The following is an 18,559-nucleotide window of genomic DNA, read 5'->3' on the forward strand; positions in this document are numbered from 1 at the left end:
GTGTCGAGGGGGCGTGTCTGGGGGCGGCCGGTTCAGCCGCCGAGCAGCCGGTCTTGAATGAACGCCCAGTGTTCGGCGCTGACCGGCGTGATCGACAACCGGTTGCCGCGCTGGAGCACGAGCATATCGGCCAATTCGGGCGTCTCGCGCAACTCCGGCAGGCCGATCAGCCGCGTCTTGCGCAGGGCCTGCACGTCCAGCAGCAGCCAGCGTGGCGCGTCGAGCCTGGAAGCGGCATCGAAGTAGGGCGACCGGGCGTCGAACTGCGTGGGGTCGGGCCGCGTGCCCGAGGCCACGCGCGCCAGCCCCGCAATGCCGGGCTCGGGGCAACTCGAGTGGTAGAACAGCACGCCGTCGCCCACCTGCATGGCGTCGCGCATGAAGTTGCGGGCCTGGTAGTTGCGCACGCCGGTCCAGGGCACCGTGGCTTTCGGGGCCGCCAGCGCGTCGTCGATCGAGCACTCGTCGGGCTCGGATTTCATCAGCCAGTACTGAGGGGGCATGTGGGTCCTTTCGTTCGGCGCGGCCGGTGGGCCCGCGCGTGGCCCGGTGTGCCGGCGATTGTGCGGTGCCCGGGCACCGGCCGCCGGGCCTGGCGCACAAGGCCCCGGGCGGCGTCCGCCGTACCATCGGCCCACCGCCGTGTTCCGGGCCAGTCTCATGCAGCGTCGCGATCTTTTCCGTCTGGCCACCGCCGCCGCCACCGCCACCTCCCTGCCGCGCTGGGGCTGGTCGGCCACGCTGCGCCAGCGCGATCTTTTTCCCCTGGGCGTGGCCAGCGGCGCCCCCACCGAAGACGGCGTGGTGCTCTGGACCCGCCTGCTCGACGGGCCGGTGCCCGGCACGGTGCCGGCCGATAACCCGCGCACCGCCTTGCCCGAGGCCTTGACGGTGCGCTGGGAGGTGGCCGAAGACGAAGGCTTTCAGCGCATCGCGCGCTCGGGCCAGGCGCAGGCGCTGGCCGCGCTGGGGCACAGCGTGCATGTGGAGGTGAACGGCCTGCGGCCCGACCGCGGGTACTTCTACCGCTTCATGCACGGCGATGCCGTCACGGCCACCGCGCGCACGCGCACCGCGCCGCCAGCGCAGGCTTTGCCGGGCCGGTTGCGGTTTGCGTTCGCGTCCTGCCAGCGCTGGGAACATGGCCACTACGCCGCCTACCGGCACATGCTCGATGAAGACCTCGACCTCGTGCTCTTTCTGGGCGACTACATCTACGAATACGCGATGCCCAAAACCCCGGCGCGCGAGACGCTGGTGCGCACGCACACGCTGCGGGTGGCGCAGACGCTGGAGGACTACCGCGACCGCTACGCCCTCTACCGCAGCGACGCCCACCTGCAGGCCGCGCACCGCGCCTGCCCCTGGCTCGTCACCTGGGACGACCACGAAGTGCACAACGACTACGTCGGCCTGCAAGGCCAGGGCTCACCCGCCGCGTTCCAGCAGCGCCGTGGCGCGGGCTACCAGGCCTTCTTTGAGAACATGCCCCTGCGCGCCTCGGTGCTGGCGCATGGGCCCGGTGGGCTGGGCACGCCAGACGGTGTGCGCATTTACGACCGCCACGCCTGGGGGCAGCTGCTGCGCTTTCACGTGCTCGACACGCGCCAGTACCGCGACCACGAAGCCTGCAGCGCGCAGGCCCCGCGCGGCGGCGTGTCGCCCCAGGAGTGCGCCGAGCTGCACGACGCCGCGCGCTCCCTGCTGGGCCAGGCCCAGGAGCGCTGGGTGGAGCAGGGGCTGTCGCAAGACGCTGCCGGCGGCACCCGCTGGAGCGTGCTGGCGCAGCAGACGCTGTTTTCCCAGCGCAACCACCGGCGCGCGCCCGAGCAGCGCTACTCGCGCGGCACCTGGGACGGCTACCCCGCCAGCCGCCAGCGCCTGCTGGACGCCGTGCGCCGCACCCCGCCGCGCAACACGGTGTGGGTCGGCGGTGACATCCACCAGAACTGCGTGAGCCGCGTGCTGGCCGATTTTTCGGACCCGCAGTCGCCGGTGATCGGCAGCGAGTTCTGCGGCACGTCGATCACGTCGTCCAGCAGCGTCACGCGGGAGCAGGCCCAGCGCCTGGCCGATCTCAACCCGCACATCGTGCTCTCGCGCCCGGACCAGCGCGGCTATGCGGTGTGCGACGTGACGCCGCAGCGCTGGACGACCACCCTGCGCGTGCTCGACGACGTGACCCGCGCCGACAGCGGCATCACAACGCAGGCGCGCTTTGTGGTGCAGGACGGCACGCCCGGCCCGCAGTCGGTGTGACCGCGCGCGAACGCGCGCCGCTCAGTGCAGCTTGACCAGCGGCGTGGCCCGCTTCACCAGGAAGCGCGCCACCGCCAGCACGCCGGTGCGCAGGCTGCCCAGCACCGCCTGGTGGTGCATCAGGTGCAGGCTCACGTACATCAGGCGCGCGAACATGCCCTGCACGTACCAGGTCGAGCGAAACAGGCTGCCCATGAGGTTGCCCACCGAGGTCTGCGTGCCCAGTGACACCAGCGAACCGTGGTCCTTGTAGACGTAGGGCGCGGTGCGCGCGGCCTGGCCGTTGGCGCGCCGCATGAGCGCATCCACGAGGTAGCTGGCCTGCTGGTGCGCGGCCTGCGCGCGCGGTGGCACGAAGGTGCCGGCCGCCGTGGGGCAGGCCGCGCAGTCGCCCAGCGCGTAAATGTTCTGCTGGCCTTTCACGAGCAGGTGGGGCTCCAGCTCCAGCTGGCCCGAGCGGTTCGTGGGCAGGCCCAGCGTGGCCAGCATGTCGGGCGCCTTGATGCCCGCCGCCCACACCACCAGATCGGCCGGAAAGACGCGACCGGTGGCGTCTTCCACCTGCTGCGGCGTGATGCGCGCGACGCGGCAGCCGGTCTCGATGGTGACGTGGCGCTCTTTCAGCAACTGCGCCGCCGCCTGCGACACCTTTTCCGGCAGCGGCGCGAGGATGCGCTCAGCGCCTTCGAGCAGGGTGATCTGCACGTCCTTCAAGGGATCGAGCCGGCGAAACCCGTAGCGCGAGTGCACCACGCTGGCTTCCCGCAGCTCGGCCGCCAGCTCCACGCCGGTGGCACCGCCACCGATGATCACCGTGCGCACCTGGGCGGTCGTGCCCGCACTCTTGCGCAGCTCGGCGGCCGTGAGCAGCTTGAGCATGCGCAGGCGGAAGTGCTCGGCGTCGGCCGGGCGGTTGAGCGAGAGCGTGTGCTCAGCCGCGCCGGGCACGTTGAAGTGGTTGGCGGTGCTGCCCACGGCCAGCACCAGCTGGTCAAAGGGCAGGGTGCGTTCGGGAATGAGCACCTCGCCGTGCTCGTCGGCCACGGGCGCCACCGTGATCACCTGGGCCGTGGCGTCCAGCGCCGTCATGGCACCCAGGCAGAAGGTGAAGCGGTTGTCGTGCGCCAGCATTTCGTACGACAGCCCCTCCTGGTGGATGTCCAGCGTGCCGGCGGCCACCTCGTGCAGCGAGGGCTTCCAGATGTGAAAGAGCTGCCCGTCCACCAGCGTGACCTGCTCGGCGCCGAGCTTGCGCCCCAGCTTGCAGGCCAGTTCCAGGCCGCCTGCGCCACCACCCACGATCACGATCCTTGTCTGCATGCGTTCATCCCGTCATCAAGCCAGCGTGCACTGTAGACCACGGGTCTGCGCGCGCCACACCAGCGACTAACATGGGCCATGAATGTGACTCACTGGTACTCCGACGTTTTTCCCTTCGTGCACGCCGATTGGTTCCCTGCGTTTGCACTTGTTGTGCCGCTGCTGGCACTGGCCGAGCTGGTGTTTCGCCTGGGTCGCCGCGTGGTGCGGCGCATGGCTCCGCGTGCGCCCATGATGGCGAGTGTGGCGCGCGCCATTGAAGCGCCTGCGCACCTGCTGCTGTACCTGCTGGCGCTGGGCCTGGCCTGGCAGCAACGGCCCGAGGGCCTGGCGTGGGTGTCGGGGGTGGAGCGCCTCTTCAGCCTGCTGTTCATTGCCGTGCTCACCTGGCTGCTGGCGCGCGCCGTGCACGGCGTGGCCCGGGGTGTGGCGGACGCCAACCCGCTGGCCGTGGCCGACAACCTGGCCGCGCGGCGCATCCAGACGCAGACCCAGGTGCTCTCGCGCACGGTGCAGGGCATGGTGGTGCTGATCGGCGTGTCGCTCATGCTCATGACCTTTCCCGCGGTGCGCCAGATCGGCACCAGCCTGCTGGCCTCAGCCGGGGTGGTGGGCATCGTGGCGGGCTTCGCCGCGCGCCCGGTGCTGGGCAACCTCATTGCGGGTCTGCAGATCGGGCTGAGCCAGCCCATCCGCATCGACGACGTGGTGATCGTCGAGAACGAATGGGGCGTGATCGAAGAGATCACCGGCACCTACGTGGTGGTGCGCATCTGGGACCAGCGCCGCCTGGTGGTGCCGCTGCAATACTGGATCGAGAAACCCTTCCAGAACTGGACGCGCAGCACCTCCGAACTCATTGGCACCGTGTTTCTGTGGGTCGACTACCGCATGCCGCTGGCGCCCTTGCGCGAGGCCTTGCAAAAGGCTTGCGAGGCCTCGCCCCACTGGGACCAGCGCTTTGCCTTGCTGCAGGTGACCGAGGCGGGCGACAAAGCCATGCAGCTGCGCTGCCTTGTGACCGCCGCCTCGGCACCTGCGGCATGGGATTTGCGCTGCCACGTGCGCGAATCGCTGATCGATTTCATTCAACGCGAGTACCCGGGCTACCTGCCGCGCCATCGCGCCGAGCTCGACCCCGCCGAACCCGGTGAACCCGGTGAACCCTCGGCGCCGGGGGGGCCACGGCCTGCAGCCGGGGGTGCCGCCGAAATGGAGACCGCAGCCGCCCCCCGCACCTGATCGCGCGGGCATCGCGACCGTGGCCAGGCGCGGCACGAAGCCTGCTACACAATGCCCCGCAGGCCGCCACCCGGAGGGCCACACGCCCAAGGAGATGCCATGGACCCCTTCATGCAAGCCGCCATCGAAGAAGCCCGCCTCGGCCGCGCCGAAGGCGGCATTCCGATTGGCTCGGTGATCGTGCACCAGGGCCGCATCATCGGCCGTGGGCACAACCGCCGCGTGCAGCAGGGCAGCGCGATCCTCCACGGCGAAATGGACGCGCTGGAAAACGCGGGCCGCCAGCCCGCCCGCGTTTACCGCGAGTCGGTGATCTACACCACGCTGTCGCCTTGCCCCATGTGCAGCGGCGCCATCGCGCTCTACGGCATTCCCAAAGTGGTGGTGGGGGAGAACCAGACCTTCATGGGCGAAGAGGGCTGGTTGCGCAGCCGGGGCGTGGCGGTCGAGGTGCTGCAAGACCCGACCTGCGTGCACCTCATGCGCGACTTCATTGCCGCCGAACCGCAGCTCTGGAACGAAGACATCGGCGAACCCTGAGCCGCGCCGTGCCTCACATCCAGAGCGCGCGCCAGGCCATCAGCGGCAGGTCGGTCTTGTGGATGGTGACGCGTTGCTGCCAGCTCAGGTGCGGCTGCGCGGCAATGCGGTCCAGGATGCGCAGGCCGCCTTGCACCACCAGGCGCAGCTCCCAGCCCGCACGCCCCGGCACCCGGTGCACGAGCGGGGCGCCTTGCTGCATGAGGCCGCGCGCGTGGGCACACAGCTCGGCCACCACCGCCTGCATGGCCGCCAGTCGCGAGGGGCGGTCGGTTTCAAAGTCTTCCACCGTCACGCCATGCCGGGCAAGCGTGTCGGCGGGGAGGTAGCAGCGCTGGCGTGGCAGGTCCACGCTGAGGTCTTGCCAGAAGTTGATGAGCTGCAAGGCGCTGCAGATCTGGTCGCTCTGCTGCAGCGACACCTCGTCCCGCACGCCATAGAGGTGCAGCAGCAGGCGCCCCACGGGGTTGGCCGAAAGGCGGCAATAGGCCAGCAGCTCGGGCGTGTCGGCCGGGCGGTGGTGGGTGGCGGTGTGGCGCGTGTCTTGCTCGAAAGCGCTGATGAGGTCGTGCAGGCACTGGGCGGGCAGGGCATGGCGCCGCGCAGCCGCACCCAGCGGCATGAAGATGCCGGGCCAGCGCGCCGTGGGCATGTCCAGCGTGGCGCGCGAGGTGGGCTGCAGCGCATGGTGCAGCTCGGCGCGGTAGGCGGCCAGGTCGGCCAGGCGTTGTTCGGTGCTGGCATCGCCTTCATCGGCGATGTCGTCGGCCGTGCGGGCGAAGTGGTAGATGGCAGCCACCGCCGGGCGCAGCGCCGGCGGGCACAGCCAGGAGGCCACGGGAAAGTTCTCGTAGTGGCCGACGCTGGAGCCCAGTGGCACGGCGTCGGACCCGTTGAATGACGGATTTGTCATGCGGGTTGGCCCGTTTGATGCTCTACAATTTTGGTTACTAACCGGTCAGTCATTAGTGAATCGTGCGGTCTGCGCGCATTCCCCGGTCCAGTGCCCTTGTCACCCGAACCCGCTGCAACGCCATGAAAAGACTGCATTTTGTCCTGATCGCGAGCGCCGTTGCGGCGCTGAGCGCCTGCTCCCGTGCGCCCGTGGTGGAGCCGCCCATCCGTTCGGTCAAGCTGCACACCGTGGGCACGGGCCCGGTGGTGGCGCGCACCGAGTACGCGGGCGAGGTGCGGGCGCGCACCGAGTCGCGGCTGGGTTTTCGGGTGGGCGGCAAGCTGGTGCAGCGGCCGGCCGAGGTGGGGCAGCGGGTGAAGCCGGGCCAGTTGCTCGCGCAACTGGATGCGCAAGACCTGGCGCTCTCCAGCCAGGCCGCGCAGGCGCAGGTGAGCGCGGCGCAAACGCAGCGCGATCTGGCCGCGGCCGACCTCAAGCGCTACCAGGATCTGCAGGCGCAGGGTTTTGTGAGCGGGGCCGAGATCGAACGCCGCCAGGCCACGCTGCAGTCGGCCGAGGCCAGCTTGCGCCAGGCCAAAGCACAAGGCGCGGTGCAGGGCAACCAGGCGGGCTATGCGCGCCTGCTGGCCGATGGCGCCGGTGTGGTGCTGGCCGTGGACGCTGAAGTGGGCCAGGTGGTGGCCGCCGGCACCCCTGTGGTGCGCGTGGCACGCGATGGTGCACGCGACGTGGTGATTGCCGTGCCCGAAGACCGGGTCGCGCAGATCCAGCCCGGGCTTTTTGCGCAGGTTCGCCTGTGGGCCGGCGCGGGCAAGGCCAGCAGCGCAGCGCCGCTTCAAGCCACGGTGCGCGAGGTGGCCGCCAGCGCCGACGCCATCACGCGCACCTACCAGGTCAAGCTCTCGCTGCCCGACCAGGCCACCGTGCCCCTGGGCGCCACCGCTTATGTGACGCTGGGCGCTGCCTCGGCCGCGGCGCCGGTGATCAAGCTGCCCACCAGCGCGCTGATGCGTTCGGACCAGGGCGATCGCTCAGGTTCGGCGGTGTGGGTGTTTGATGCCGCCACCAGCACGGTGCAGCCGCGCCAGGTGCAGGTGGCGGGTGCCGATGGCAACGAGATGGTCATCCTCGCCGGCCTCCAACTGGGTGAGGAGGTGGTGGCCATCGGCGTGCACGTGCTGTCGCCAGGCCAGAAGGTCACGCGCTTTGCCGCCGCGGCGCAGTGAGGCCCGGCATGCAAGACGCGTCCCACACCACGCCCGATCACCCCAGCTCGTGGGTGTCGCGCTTCAACCTTTCGCAATGGGCGCTGGACCACCAGGCCTTCACCCGCTACCTGATGATCGTGCTGATGGTGCTGGGCGTGACGGCCTACTTTCAGCTCGGGCAGGACGAAGACCCGCCCTTCACCTTCCGGGCCATGGTGGTGCGCGCCTACTGGCCGGGCGCCACCGCCGAACAGGTCGCCGAGCAGGTGGCCGACCGCATTGAAAAAACGCTGCAGGAAGTGCCCTACGCGGACAAGATCCGCAGCTACTCCAAGCCGGGCGAGGCGCTCATCCTGTTCCAGCTGAAAGACTCCGCCGCGCCGCAGGAGGTGCCGCAGATCTGGTACACGGCGCGCAAGAAGATCGGTGACATGCGCGGCACGCTGCCGCAAGGCGTGGTGGGGCCGTTCTTCAACGACGAGTTCGGCGATGTCTACGGCGTGATCTATGCGCTGCAGGGTGAGGGCTTCTCGGCGGCCGAGAAAAAGTCGGTGGCCGACGATGTGCGCCAGCGGCTGCTGCGCGTGCGCGACGTGAGCAAGGTCGAGCTCTTTGGCGTGCAGGACGAAAAGCTCTACATCGAGATCTCGCAAAAGCGCCTGGCCACCCTGGGGCTGAACCTGCAGCAGGTGCTCGATGCGCTGGGCCAGCAGAACGCGGTGGAGTCGGCCGGCACGGTGCAGACACCGCAAGACGTGGTGCAGGTGCGCGTGGCCGGGGCTTTCAATTCGGTGGAGCAGCTGCGCGCCATGCCGATCCGCGCGGCCAACGGCACGCAGATCCGCCTGGGCGACATCGCGCAGATCCAGCTGGGCTATGTGGACCCGCCGCAGGTGATGGTGCGCCACGAAGGCCAGGACAGCATCGCGCTGGGCATCTCCATGGCCAAGGGCGGCGACATCATTGCCCTGGGCAAGGCGCTGCACACCACCGTGGCCGACATCGAGGCCACCTTGCCCGCGGGCATGACGCTGGCGCACGTGCAGGACCAACCCAGCGCGGTGACGACCTCGGTTAACGAGTTCGTGAAGGTGCTGATCGAGGCGGTGGTGATCGTGCTCGCGGTGAGCTTCCTCGCGCTGGGGCTGCACAAGCGCCCGGGGGGCCGGGGCTGGCGCAGCTATGTGCTCGACATCCGCCCGGGCCTGGTGGTGTTCGTCACCATCCCGCTGGTGCTGTCGATCACGTTCCTGGCCATGTACTACTGGGGCATTGGCCTGCACAAGATTTCGCTGGGCTCGCTGATCATTGCGCTGGGCCTGCTGGTGGACGACGCGATCATTGCGGTGGAGATGATGGTGCGCAAGCTCGAGGAGGGCTACAGCATGGCGCGCGCCGCCACCTTCACCTGGGACGCCACGGCGATGCCCATGCTCACCGGCACGCTGATCACCGCGGCCGGCTTCCTGCCCATTGGCCTGGCCAACTCCACCACGGGCGAATACACCTTCGCCATCTTCGCGGTCACGGTGCTGGCGCTGGTGATCTCGTGGGTGGTGGCGGTGCTGTTCGTGCCTTACCTGGGGGTGGTGCTGCTCAAGGTCAAGCCACACGCCGAGGGCGAGCCGCACGAGGTGTTTGACGGCCCCTTCTACGTGCGCTTTCGTGCGCTGGTCAACGGGTGCGTGCAGCACCGCTGGCTCACCATCGGCGCGACCATCCTCACCTTCGTGCTGGGCATTGTGGGCATGGGGCAGGTGCAGCAGCAGTTCTTCCCGGACTCCAGCCGGCCCGAGATTCTGGTGGATGTGTGGTTACCCGAAGGCAGCAGCATCCGCGCCATGGACGAGGTGGCGCGCCGCGTCGAGAGCCGCCTGGCCAAGGAAGAGGGTGTGCGCAGCGTGACCACCTGGGTCGGTTCGGGCGTGCCGCGTTTCTATTTGCCGCTGGACCAGATCTTCCCGCAGACCAACGTCTCGCAGATGATCATCCTGCCCAAAGACCTGAAGACGCGCGAGCGGCTGCGCAAGGCGCTGCCTGCCTTGCTGGCGACCGAATTCCCCGAGGTGCGCGGTCGCGTGAAGCTGCTGCCCAACGGCCCCCCCGTGCCTTATCCGGTGCAGTTCCGCGTGGTCGGCCCCGACCCGCAGGCCTTGCGCGGTCTGGCCGACGAGGTGAAGCAGGCCCTGCGCGAGAGCCCGAACATGCGCGGCGTGAACGACAACTGGAATGAGTCGGTGAAGAAGCTGCGCCTGGAAGTGGACCAGGCCAAGGCGCGTGCGCTGGGTGTGTCCAGCCAGTCCATTGCGCAGGCCGCGCGCACGCTGCTCTCGGGCACCACGGTGGGCCAGTACCGCGACGGCGACAAGCTCATCGACATCGTGCTGCGCCAGCCGCTGGACGAGCGCGATGCCATCACGAGCCTGGCCAATGCCTACCTGCCCACCGCCAGCGGCCAGGCGATTCCGTTGCTGCAGATCGCCAAGCCGGTGTTCGACTGGGAGCCCGGCGTGCTCTGGCGCGAGAACCGCGATTACGCGATCACGGTGCAGGGCGACGTGGTGGAGGGCTTGCAGGGCGCCACGGTGACGGCGCAGCTCAAGCCGCAGCTCAAGGCGATCAGCGACGGCTGGGCCGCGCGCGGCCTGGGTGCGTACCACATTGAGGTGGCGGGTGCGGTGGAAGAGAGCAGCAAGGGCTCGGCGGCGATCGTGGTGGGCATTCCCCTGATGCTGTTCATCACCTTCACGTTGCTGATGCTGCAGCTGCAGAGTTTCAGCCGTTCGATGCTGGTGTTCCTGACCGGCCCGATGGGCATGGCGGGGGTGGCGGGTGCGTTGCTGCTGCTGAACCGGCCGTTTGGTTTCGTGGCGTTGCTGGGGGTGATTGCCTTGATGGGCATGATCCAGCGCAACTCGGTGATCCTGATCGACCAGATCGAGCAGGACCGCGCGCGCGGCATGCCGGCGTGGGACGCGATCGTGGAAGCGGCGGTGCGTCGCATGCGCCCCATCGTGCTGACGGCGGCGGCCGCCGTGCTGGCGATGATTCCGCTGTCGCGCAGTGTGTTCTGGGGGCCGATGGCGGTGGCGATCATGGGCGGGCTGGTGGTGGCCACGGTGCTGACTTTGCTGGCCTTGCCGGCGATGTACGCGGCCTGGTTCCGGGTGAAGCGGCCTGCTTGATGCCGGTGTTGGGCATGGGGTTCGCGGGCTCGGAGGCGGTTGGCGCTCTGCTCCGCGAATGTCCCCCGCCGGCTGGTGCCGGCTCCTCCTCTTATTTCGCTACGCAGAGCGCCAACCGCCTCCGAGCCAGGAGATGGTGGCGCACCCACGTTTCGAGCGCCCTTTGGTCATCGGTGATGCCGGGGCGCGGCGCAGCGGCATAAAAGGAGGAGAACCGGCGCAGCCGGTTCGGGGGACAGCCGCGGAGCCGCGCCCCGGTGTCGCCGATGACCGGCTCGGCCGGAGACAACATGGTCAACAATAGGTCGCATGCGCCTCAGACACATTGAAGTCTTCAACGCCGTCATGCTCACCGGCAGCGTGAGTGCGGCGGCCCGCATGATCAACGTCACGCAGCCTGCGGTCAGCCGCACCCTGCAGCATGCGGAGATCCAGCTGGGTTTTCCGCTGTTCCAGCGCATTGGCGGGCGGCTGCGGCCCACCGAAGAAGCGCAGACGCTGTATCCCCACATCGAGCGCCTGTTTGCCCAGCTCGACGAAGTGCAGCGCCTCTCCGCCAGCCTCAAGGCCGGGCGTGGCAAAGGCGAGCTGCGCGTGCTCACCGTGCTCGCCCTGAGCTACGAAGTGTTCCCACGCGCCATGCGCCTCTTTCGCGAAAAGCACCCCACCGTGCGCGTGCAACACGAAGCGCTGCACTCACCGCAGATCATTTCCTCGCTCGTGCTGCAGGAAGCCGATGTGGGCTACGTTTTCAGCGCCGTGTCGCACCCCGCGCTGGTGCAGGAACAACTCGCCGAGCGGCACGTGGTGTGCGTGGTGCCCAAAGGCCTGTTGCCCGCGCGACAGGTCAAGGCCGGCACCATCACGTTCGCCCAGCTCTCCAAGCTGCCCGTGATTGCGCTGGACGGGCAGGACCCGCTGGGCCTGTTGCTGGCCCACACCGTGCGCGACAGCGGCGCCGGCCTCAAGGAAGTGATGACCGTGCAGACCTACCACGTCGCCCTGGCGTTGGCGCACCATGGCGTGGGTGTGGCCATGGTGGAGAGCTGCACCGCCGCGTCGGCCGACCGGGACAAGGTCGACGTGCTCAAGCTGGAGCCCGCCGTGCCCACCACGGTGCGCGTGCTGCGGCCCACGGCGCGGCCGCATTCGCTCACCACCCGCGCCTTCACGCGCTGCATGCAGCAGGCGCTGCAGGACCTGCCGACCGCCTGAGCCTGGGCGCGTGGTGTTCGCGCAGCTGGGCCGAGAGGCGCTGGGCGCTGCCAAAGGCCAGCGTGAAACCCAGCGCGCCGTGTCCGACGTTGAACCACGCGTTGTGCGGCCCGCCGCGCAGGCGCCCGATCATGGGCAGGCCGGTGGGCGTGGCCGGGCGCAGACCCGCCCAGGGCCGCACATCCTGGTAGTCGCTGGCGTGGGGAAACAGGGCGCGCGCGCTGGCCACGAGGGAGTCGATGCGGTCGGCCGGAATGTGCGTGTTCTCGCCCACCAGCTCGGCCATGCCGGCCACGCGCAGGCGCTGGCCCAGCCGCGCAAACACCACCTTGCGTGCGGCGTCGGTCACGTTCACGCGGGGCGCGGCGCCGGGCGCATCAGACACATCCACCGTGAGGCTGTAGCCCTTGAGCGGGTACACCGGCACGCGCAGGCCGAGCGAGCGCGCCATGGGGTGTGACGCGCTGCCCAGCGCGACCACGAAGGCATCGGCCCGCACGGGGCCTTGCGGTGTGTCGGCCGCCACCACCTGGTGGCCCTGGCGCACGAGCTGCGTGACGGGCGTGTCCAGCAGAAAGCGCACGCCTTGTTCGCGCAGCAACTGCATCAGCGCCACGCACACCTTGTGGCAATCGGCCGCGCACTCGCTGGGCGTGTGGATGGCGCCGGCAAAGCGCGGCGCGTAGCCCGCCAGCGCGGGCTCGACCGCCACGCTCTCGGCCGGCGACAGTGCGTGCTGCACGCTGCCCAGCTGGCGTTGCAGCGCCATCTGCTGGCGCGCTGCGGCGAAGCTGGCTTCGTCGGCGTACAGCACCAGCTTGCCGGTGGCCGAAAAGTCGCAGTCGATGGCGTGTTCCTGCAGCAGGCGCTCAAAGCCGGCGCGGCTCTCGGTGGCCAGCGCGAGCAGGCTGGCCGTCGTGCGCTGCGACACGCTGCTGCGGCACGCGGCCAGGAACTGCAGGCCCCAGGCCCACTGATGCGGGTCGGGCTGCAGGCGCAGCTTCAGCGGCGAGTCGGCCGCGAACAGCAGCTTGGGCAGCTGGCGCCAGATGCCCGGGTCGGCCAGCGGCTGGACGTAGGCGTAGCTCAGCTGGGCGCCGTTGGCGGCGCTGGCGCCGGTGCCGGGTTGCGCGCGGTCGATCACGGTGACCTCGAACCCGTCACGGCGCAACTGCCAGGCCGTGGCCAGGCCGATGATGCCGGCGCCGAGCACGCACACGTGCGGCGGGGGTGGAAGGGAGGCGTTCATGGGCTCCACTGTAGGCAGCCGCTGCGTGCGCGAAAAATGCCAAACGCGCCAACGCCCATGCCGTGAACTCATGGGTGGCCCATAACCGCAAGGCATGGATCGGGGTGAAAAAGGCATTTTTCCCTGCGCACCTGCGCTGCCTACACTGCGCCTCAGCTGCCCGCTCCCACCCGCCCTGACCGCATGACCACCACCCGCGTCTTTCACCGCCAGTTGCACCATGCGCTGCCCGTTGCCATTCACGGCGAGGGCATCACCCTGACCGATGCCGACGGCAAGCGCTACCTCGATGCCTCTGGAGGGGCCGCCGTGTCGTGCCTGGGCCACGGCCACCCCGATGTGGTGGCCGCCATGCACGCGCAGATCGACCAGCTGGCCTACGCCCACACCAGCTTCTTCACCACCGAGGTGGCAGAGGAACTGGCCGATGTGCTGATCGAATCGGCGCCTGCCGGCATGAGCCACGTGTACTTTGTGAGCGGTGGTTCGGAAGCGGTGGAGGCGGCGCTGAAGATGGCGCGCCAGTACTTTGTGGAGATCGGCCAGCCGCAGCGCCAGCATTTCATTGCGCGGCGCCAGAGCTACCACGGCAACACACTGGGCGCGCTCGCCGTGGGCGGCAACGCGTGGCGGCGCGAGCAGTTCAAACCGCTGTTGATCGACGTGGCCCACGTATCGCCCTGCTACGAGTACCGCGACCGCCGCGCCGATGAAACCGCCGAGCAGTACGGACAGCGGCTGGTGGCCGAGCTGTCCGACACCATCGACCGGCTCGGCGCCGGCAACGTGATGGCCTTCGTGGCCGAGACCATGGGCGGCGCCACGGCGGGCGTGCTCACGGCCGTGCCGGGTTACTTCAAGGGCGTGCGCGAGCTGTGCGACCGCCACGGCATCCTGCTGATCCTGGACGAGGTGATGTGCGGCATGGGCCGCACCGGCACCCTGCATGCCTGCGAGCAGGAGGGTGTGGTGCCCGACCTGCTCACCATCGCCAAGGGCCTGGGTGGCGGGTACCAGCCGATCGGCGCGGTGCTCGCGCAGGGGCGGCTGGTGGAGGCGTTTCGCCGGGGCAGCGGGCTCTTCCAGCACGGCCACACCTACCTGGGCCACGCCATCGCGTGCGCCGCCGCGCTGGCGGTGCAGCGCGTGATCCAGCGCGACGGCCTGCTGGCGCAGGTGCGCGAGCGCGGGCAGCAGCTGCAGTCGCTGCTGCACGCAGCCTTTGACGACCACCCCCACGTGGGCGACATCCGCGGACGCGGCCTGTTCTGGGGCGTCGAGCTGGTGGCCGAGCGCGAGAGCAAGCAATGGTTTGACCCCGCGCGCAAGCTGCACGTGCGCATCAAGAGCGAAGCCATGCAGGGCGGCCTGATGGTCTATCCCTCGGGCGGCACGGTGGACGGCCGCTGTGGCGACCACGTGTTGCTCGCGCCACCCTTCATCAGCACGCCCGCCGAGCTCGAACAGATCGTGTCGCGCCTGGCCCAGGCCATTGACCGCGCGGTGGCCGCCTGATGGGGGAAAACCCCGTCGCCATCGCAGCGGGTCTGCACGAAGCTTGCTTGCACCTCATGTCTCTTCTCTCAACCCGTTGAAACCACCAGGAGCCCACCGCATGAAAAAAACGTCCCTCACCCTGAGCACCCTGGCCGCCGCCGCCGCCTTGCTCTCGCCGATGGCGCCCGCGCAGGCGCAGCAGAAGTTCATGACCATTGGCACCGGGGGCGTGACGGGCGTTTACTACGCTGCCGGTGGGGCCATCTGCCGGCTGGTGAACAAGGACCGCGCCAAGCACGGCATTCGCTGCTCGGTGGAATCCACTGGCGGCTCGGTGTTCAACGTCAACACCATCAAGGCCGGCGAGCTCGACCTGGGCTTCACCCAGTCCGACGTGCAGTTCAACGCGCTCAAGGGCGTGGGCCAGTTCAAGGACGCGGGCGCCTGGGGCGACCTGCGCGCGGTGTTTGCCGTGCACCCCGAGCCCTTCACGGTGGTGGCGCGCAAGGAAGCCAACATCACCAGGTTTGAAGACTTCAAGGGCAAGCGCTTCAACGTCGGCAACCCCGGCTCGGGCACCCGCTCGTCCATGGAAGAGCTGCTCGCCGGCATGGGCTGGAAGCTCTCGGACTTCTCACTGGCCTCCGAGCTCAAGGCCGACGAACACGGCCCCGCGCTGTGCGACGGGAAGATCGACGGCTTTTACTACGCCGTGGGCCACCCCAGCGCCAACATCCAGGACCCCACCACCTCCTGCGGCGCCAAGCTCGTGTCCATCACCGGCCCGGCGGTGGACAAGCTCGTGGCCGAGAAGCCTTACTACGCCAAGGTGACGCTGCCCGGCGGCCTGTACCCGAACAACCCGCAGCCCACGCAGACCTACGGCGTGTCGGCCACGGTGGTGGCGTCCAGCAAGACCTCGCCCGAGACGGTGTACCAGGTGGTCAAGGCCGTGTTCGACAACTTCGACGAGTTCAAGAAGCTGCACCCGGCGCTGGCCAACCTCACGCACGAGGGCATGGTCAAGGACGGCCTGAGCGCGCCCCTGCATGAAGGTGCATTTCGCTACTACAAGGAAAAGGGCTGGGTGAAGTGATCTGACGGGAGCCCGCCGGCATCCCCTGCACGCACCTGGATGGCGAAGATTTCTTCGCCATTTTTTTTGCAGCTCGCTGCCCCGATTTCTGGAACCGACGCCATGAGCACCGACATTGAAAAAGCGCCGCAAGCCCTGCAGCAACTGGTGGCCGACAGCGACACGGGCGGGCGCAAGCCCACCGGCTGGACGGCCCGCGTGGTGTTTGCCACCGCCATGCTCTGGGCGCTGTTCCAGTACTGGTACGCCTCGCCCCTGCCGTTCGCGCTGGGCGTCGGCATCCTCAACGACACCGAGGCGCGCGCCATCCACCTGGCCTTCGCGCTGTTCCTCGCGTTCCTGGCGTGGCCGGCGTTCAAGCGCTCGCCGCGCCACCGCGTGCCGTGGGCCGACTGGCTGCTGGCGCTGGTGGCGGCGTTCTGCGGCGCTTACCTCATGCTGTTCTACGCCCAGCTGGCCACGCGCCCGGGCCAGCCCAACACCCTGGACATCGTGGTGGGCTTTACCGGCGTGGTGCTGCTGCTCGAAGCCACGCGCCGTGCGGTCGGCTGGCCCATGGCGGCGCTGGCGGTGATCTTTCTCGCCTATTGCCTGCTCGGGCCGCACCTGCCCGAGGTGCTTTCGCACAAAGGCGCGTCGGTCAACCGCCTGATCTCGCACATGTGGCTCACCACCGAAGGCGTGTACGGCATTGCGCTCGGCGTGTCGGCCGGCACCATTTTTGTGTACGTGCTCTTTGGCGCCTTGCTCGACCGCGCGGGCGGCGGCAACTACATGATGCAGGTAAGCTTTGCGGCGCTGGGCCACCTGCGCGGCGGGCCGGCCAAGGTGGCGGTGGTGTCGTCCGCGCTTAACGGCATGATCTCCGGCTCGTCGGTGTCCAACGTGGTCTCGGGTGGCATCTTCACCATCCCGCTCATGAAGAAGGCCGGCTATGGCGGCGTGAAGGCCGGCGCCATCGAGACCATGAGTTCGGTCAACGGCCAGATCATGCCGCCGGTGATGGGCGCGGCGGCTTTCCTCATGGTGGAGTACGTGGGCATCCCGTACGCCGACATCGTCAAGCACGCCTTCCTGCCAGCCACGCTGTCCTACATCGGGCTGCTCTACATCGTGCACCTGGAAGCGCTGAAGATGGGCATGCAGCCCATTCTGCAAACGGTGCGCCGGCCCTGGCGCGTGCGCCTGATGCGCAACGCCATCGGCATCGCGGGCAGCATCGTGGTGGTGTGCGCGGTGTATTACCTGCTGCAGGCCATCAAGTCGCTCATGGGCGCGGTGGCGCCCTATGCGGCCACGGCCGTGGTGCTCGGGCTGTACCTGTTTTCGGTGCAGCAGGCGGCCAGCTGCCCCGACCTGCCGGACGACATCGACATCGACGACCCCAAGCCATTGCAGACCTGGCCCACCGTGCGCGCGGGCCTGCACTACCTCATGCCGATTGCGGTGCTCATCTGGTGCCTGATGGTCGAAGAGATGTCGCCCGCGCTCTCGGCGTTCTGGGCGGTCACGGTGCTGATCGTGCTCATGCTCACGCAGCGCCCCTTGATCGCGATGTTCCGCCGCACCAGTGGCGCCGGCACCTGGCTGCAGGGCTGGCGCTCGGTGGTGGATGGTTTCAACGACGGTTCGCGCAACATGATCGGCATTGGCGTGGCCACGGCCACGGCGGGCGTGATCGTGGGCGCGATCACGCTCACCGGCATGGGCCTGCGCATGACGGAGTTTGTGGAGTTCGTGGCGCAGGGCAACGTGATGGTGATGCTGCTCTTCATCGCCTTCGTGTGCCTGGTGCTCGGCCTGGGGGTGCCCACCACCGCCAACTACGTGCTGGTGGCCACGCTCATGGCGCCGGTGGTGGTGGAGCTGGGGGCGCAGTCGGGCCTGATCATTCCGCTGATCGCGGTGCACCTGTTCGTTTTCTATTACGGGATCATGGGCGACATCACGCCCCCGGTGGGGCTGGCCACCTTTGCGGCGGCGGCCATCTCGGGCGAAGACGCGATCAAGACCGGCGTGCAGGGCGCGACCTACGCGCTGCGCACCGTCATCCTCCCGTTCATCTGGATCTTCAACCCGCAGCTGTTGCTCATCAACGTGCACGGTGCAGGCGAGCTCACGCGGCTGCTGCTGGCCTGCACGCTGGCCACGCTGATCTTTGCGGCGGTCACCATGAACTGGTTCCGCGTGAAGAGCCGCTGGTGGGAAACCGTGCTGCTGCTGTGCGCCGTGGTGCTGCTGTTCCGCCCCGACTTTTTCATGGACCGCATCGAGCCCGAATACCGCTCCGTGCCCGCCACGCAGGTGTACGAGGTGGCGCGCGACACCGCCACCGACGACCGCATCGTGATGGTGATCCAGGGCATGACCATCGAAGGCGATGACGTGGTGAAGACCGTGGCCGTGCAGCTCGGCGAGAAGGGCGAGGATGGCCGCAAGCGCCTCACCGAAGCCGGCCTGCAGCTGGTGCCGCTGGGCAGCGCGGTGCAGATCGGGCAGGTGAAGTTCGGCACGCGTGCGGCCAAGTCGGGCTTCGAGCAAGGCTGGGACGTGACCAGCGTGCAGGTGCCCACCGACCGGCCCACACCCCACTGGTTCTACCTGCCTGCCTTGCTGCTGGTGTTGCTGGTGTGGTGGAACCAGGGGCGCCGTCTCAACGGATAGAATCGCGGGCTGCCATGAAGGGGCCCACCTGTCACCCAGCGGTTTTTCCGCGCGGCGTGACACGGAACAACCCGACCCGGCGCGCGGGTGGCGAAATTGGTAGACGCACCAGGTTTAGGTCCTGACGCCAGCAATGGTGTGGGGGTTCGAGTCCCCCCCCGCGCACCA

Annotated in this window: 13 protein-coding genes and 1 tRNA gene; 10 read left to right on the forward strand and 4 right to left on the reverse strand. The window is 68.8% G+C overall.

Translation table 11 applies throughout. The features are described 5' to 3' along the window. Positions 1 to 32: 32 nt before the first annotated feature. Positions 33 to 503: an EVE domain-containing protein gene (locus KXJ60_RS09790; protein ID WP_291126732.1), complete on the reverse strand. Its 471-nt coding sequence runs from the start codon at positions 501 to 503 to the stop codon at positions 33 to 35. Positions 504 to 660: 157 nt separating this feature from the next. On the opposite strand from KXJ60_RS09790, the gene KXJ60_RS09795 reads away from it, so the two are divergent. Further along, a complete protein-coding gene (locus tag KXJ60_RS09795) occupies positions 661 to 2,259 on the forward strand; it encodes an alkaline phosphatase D family protein (RefSeq protein WP_291126734.1) in 1,599 nt (532 codons plus the stop codon). Between the two features lie 21 nt (positions 2,260 to 2,280). On the opposite strand, the gene KXJ60_RS09800 is transcribed toward KXJ60_RS09795, so the two are convergent. After that, a complete protein-coding gene (locus tag KXJ60_RS09800) occupies positions 2,281 to 3,579 on the reverse strand; it encodes an NAD(P)/FAD-dependent oxidoreductase (protein ID WP_291126736.1) in 1,299 nt (432 codons plus the stop codon). 78 nt (positions 3,580 to 3,657) lie between these two features. On the opposite strand from KXJ60_RS09800, the gene KXJ60_RS09805 reads away from it, so the two are divergent. Continuing rightward, positions 3,658 to 4,821: a mechanosensitive ion channel family protein gene (locus KXJ60_RS09805; RefSeq protein WP_291126738.1), complete on the forward strand. Its 1,164-nt coding sequence runs from the start codon at positions 3,658 to 3,660 to the stop codon at positions 4,819 to 4,821. A gap of 99 nt (positions 4,822 to 4,920) precedes the next feature. After that, entirely contained in the window at positions 4,921 to 5,361 is a 441-nt protein-coding gene (locus KXJ60_RS09810) for a nucleoside deaminase (protein WP_291126740.1), read from the forward strand. Between the two features lie 13 nt (positions 5,362 to 5,374). Here the strand turns inward: KXJ60_RS09810 and hpnC are convergent, their stop codons facing one another. Next, positions 5,375 to 6,274 (reverse strand): squalene synthase HpnC, encoded by a 900-nt coding sequence (gene hpnC, locus KXJ60_RS09815; protein ID WP_291126742.1) that lies wholly within the window; start codon positions 6,272 to 6,274, stop codon positions 5,375 to 5,377. Between the two features lie 122 nt (positions 6,275 to 6,396). Here hpnC and KXJ60_RS09820 point away from each other — a divergent pair, with 122 nt between their 5' ends. From KXJ60_RS09820 to KXJ60_RS09830, 3 genes are all read left to right on the forward strand, one after another. After that, positions 6,397 to 7,503 (forward strand): efflux RND transporter periplasmic adaptor subunit, encoded by a 1,107-nt coding sequence (locus KXJ60_RS09820; RefSeq protein ID WP_291126744.1) that lies wholly within the window; start codon positions 6,397 to 6,399, stop codon positions 7,501 to 7,503. Positions 7,504 to 7,511: 8 nt separating this feature from the next. Beyond that, positions 7,512 to 10,670, forward strand: a complete 3,159-nt coding sequence (locus KXJ60_RS09825) for an efflux RND transporter permease subunit (protein WP_291126745.1) — start codon at positions 7,512 to 7,514, stop codon at positions 10,668 to 10,670. A gap of 309 nt (positions 10,671 to 10,979) precedes the next feature. Continuing rightward, complete coding sequence (locus KXJ60_RS09830; RefSeq protein ID WP_291126747.1) at positions 10,980 to 11,885, forward strand: LysR substrate-binding domain-containing protein; 906 nt, start codon at positions 10,980 to 10,982, stop codon at positions 11,883 to 11,885. On the opposite strand, the gene KXJ60_RS09835 is transcribed toward KXJ60_RS09830, so the two are convergent. Next, positions 11,839 to 13,134: a D-amino acid dehydrogenase gene (locus tag KXJ60_RS09835; protein WP_291126749.1), complete on the reverse strand. Its 1,296-nt coding sequence runs from the start codon at positions 13,132 to 13,134 to the stop codon at positions 11,839 to 11,841. The two genes, KXJ60_RS09830 and KXJ60_RS09835, sit on opposite strands and share 47 nt — an antisense overlap. 183 nt (positions 13,135 to 13,317) lie before the next feature. On the opposite strand from KXJ60_RS09835, the gene KXJ60_RS09840 reads away from it, so the two are divergent. From KXJ60_RS09840 to KXJ60_RS09855, 4 genes are all read left to right on the forward strand, one after another. Beyond that, the gene (locus KXJ60_RS09840; RefSeq protein ID WP_291126751.1) at positions 13,318 to 14,649 is read left to right on the forward strand and encodes an aspartate aminotransferase family protein; all 1,332 of its coding nucleotides are present in this window, start codon (positions 13,318 to 13,320) and stop codon (positions 14,647 to 14,649) included. Positions 14,650 to 14,749: 100 nt separating this feature from the next. Beyond that, positions 14,750 to 15,727, forward strand: a complete 978-nt coding sequence (locus tag KXJ60_RS09845; RefSeq protein ID WP_291126753.1) for a TAXI family TRAP transporter solute-binding subunit — start codon at positions 14,750 to 14,752, stop codon at positions 15,725 to 15,727. Positions 15,728 to 15,829: 102 nt separating this feature from the next. Next, positions 15,830 to 18,391, forward strand: a complete 2,562-nt coding sequence (locus KXJ60_RS09850; protein ID WP_291126755.1) for a TRAP transporter permease — start codon at positions 15,830 to 15,832, stop codon at positions 18,389 to 18,391. 81 nt (positions 18,392 to 18,472) lie between these two features. Next, positions 18,473 to 18,559 (forward strand) — tRNA-Leu (locus KXJ60_RS09855).

The sequence above is a fragment of the Hydrogenophaga sp. genome (assembly GCF_019264445.1).
GTDB lineage: Bacteria > Pseudomonadota > Gammaproteobacteria > Burkholderiales > Burkholderiaceae_C > Hydrogenophaga.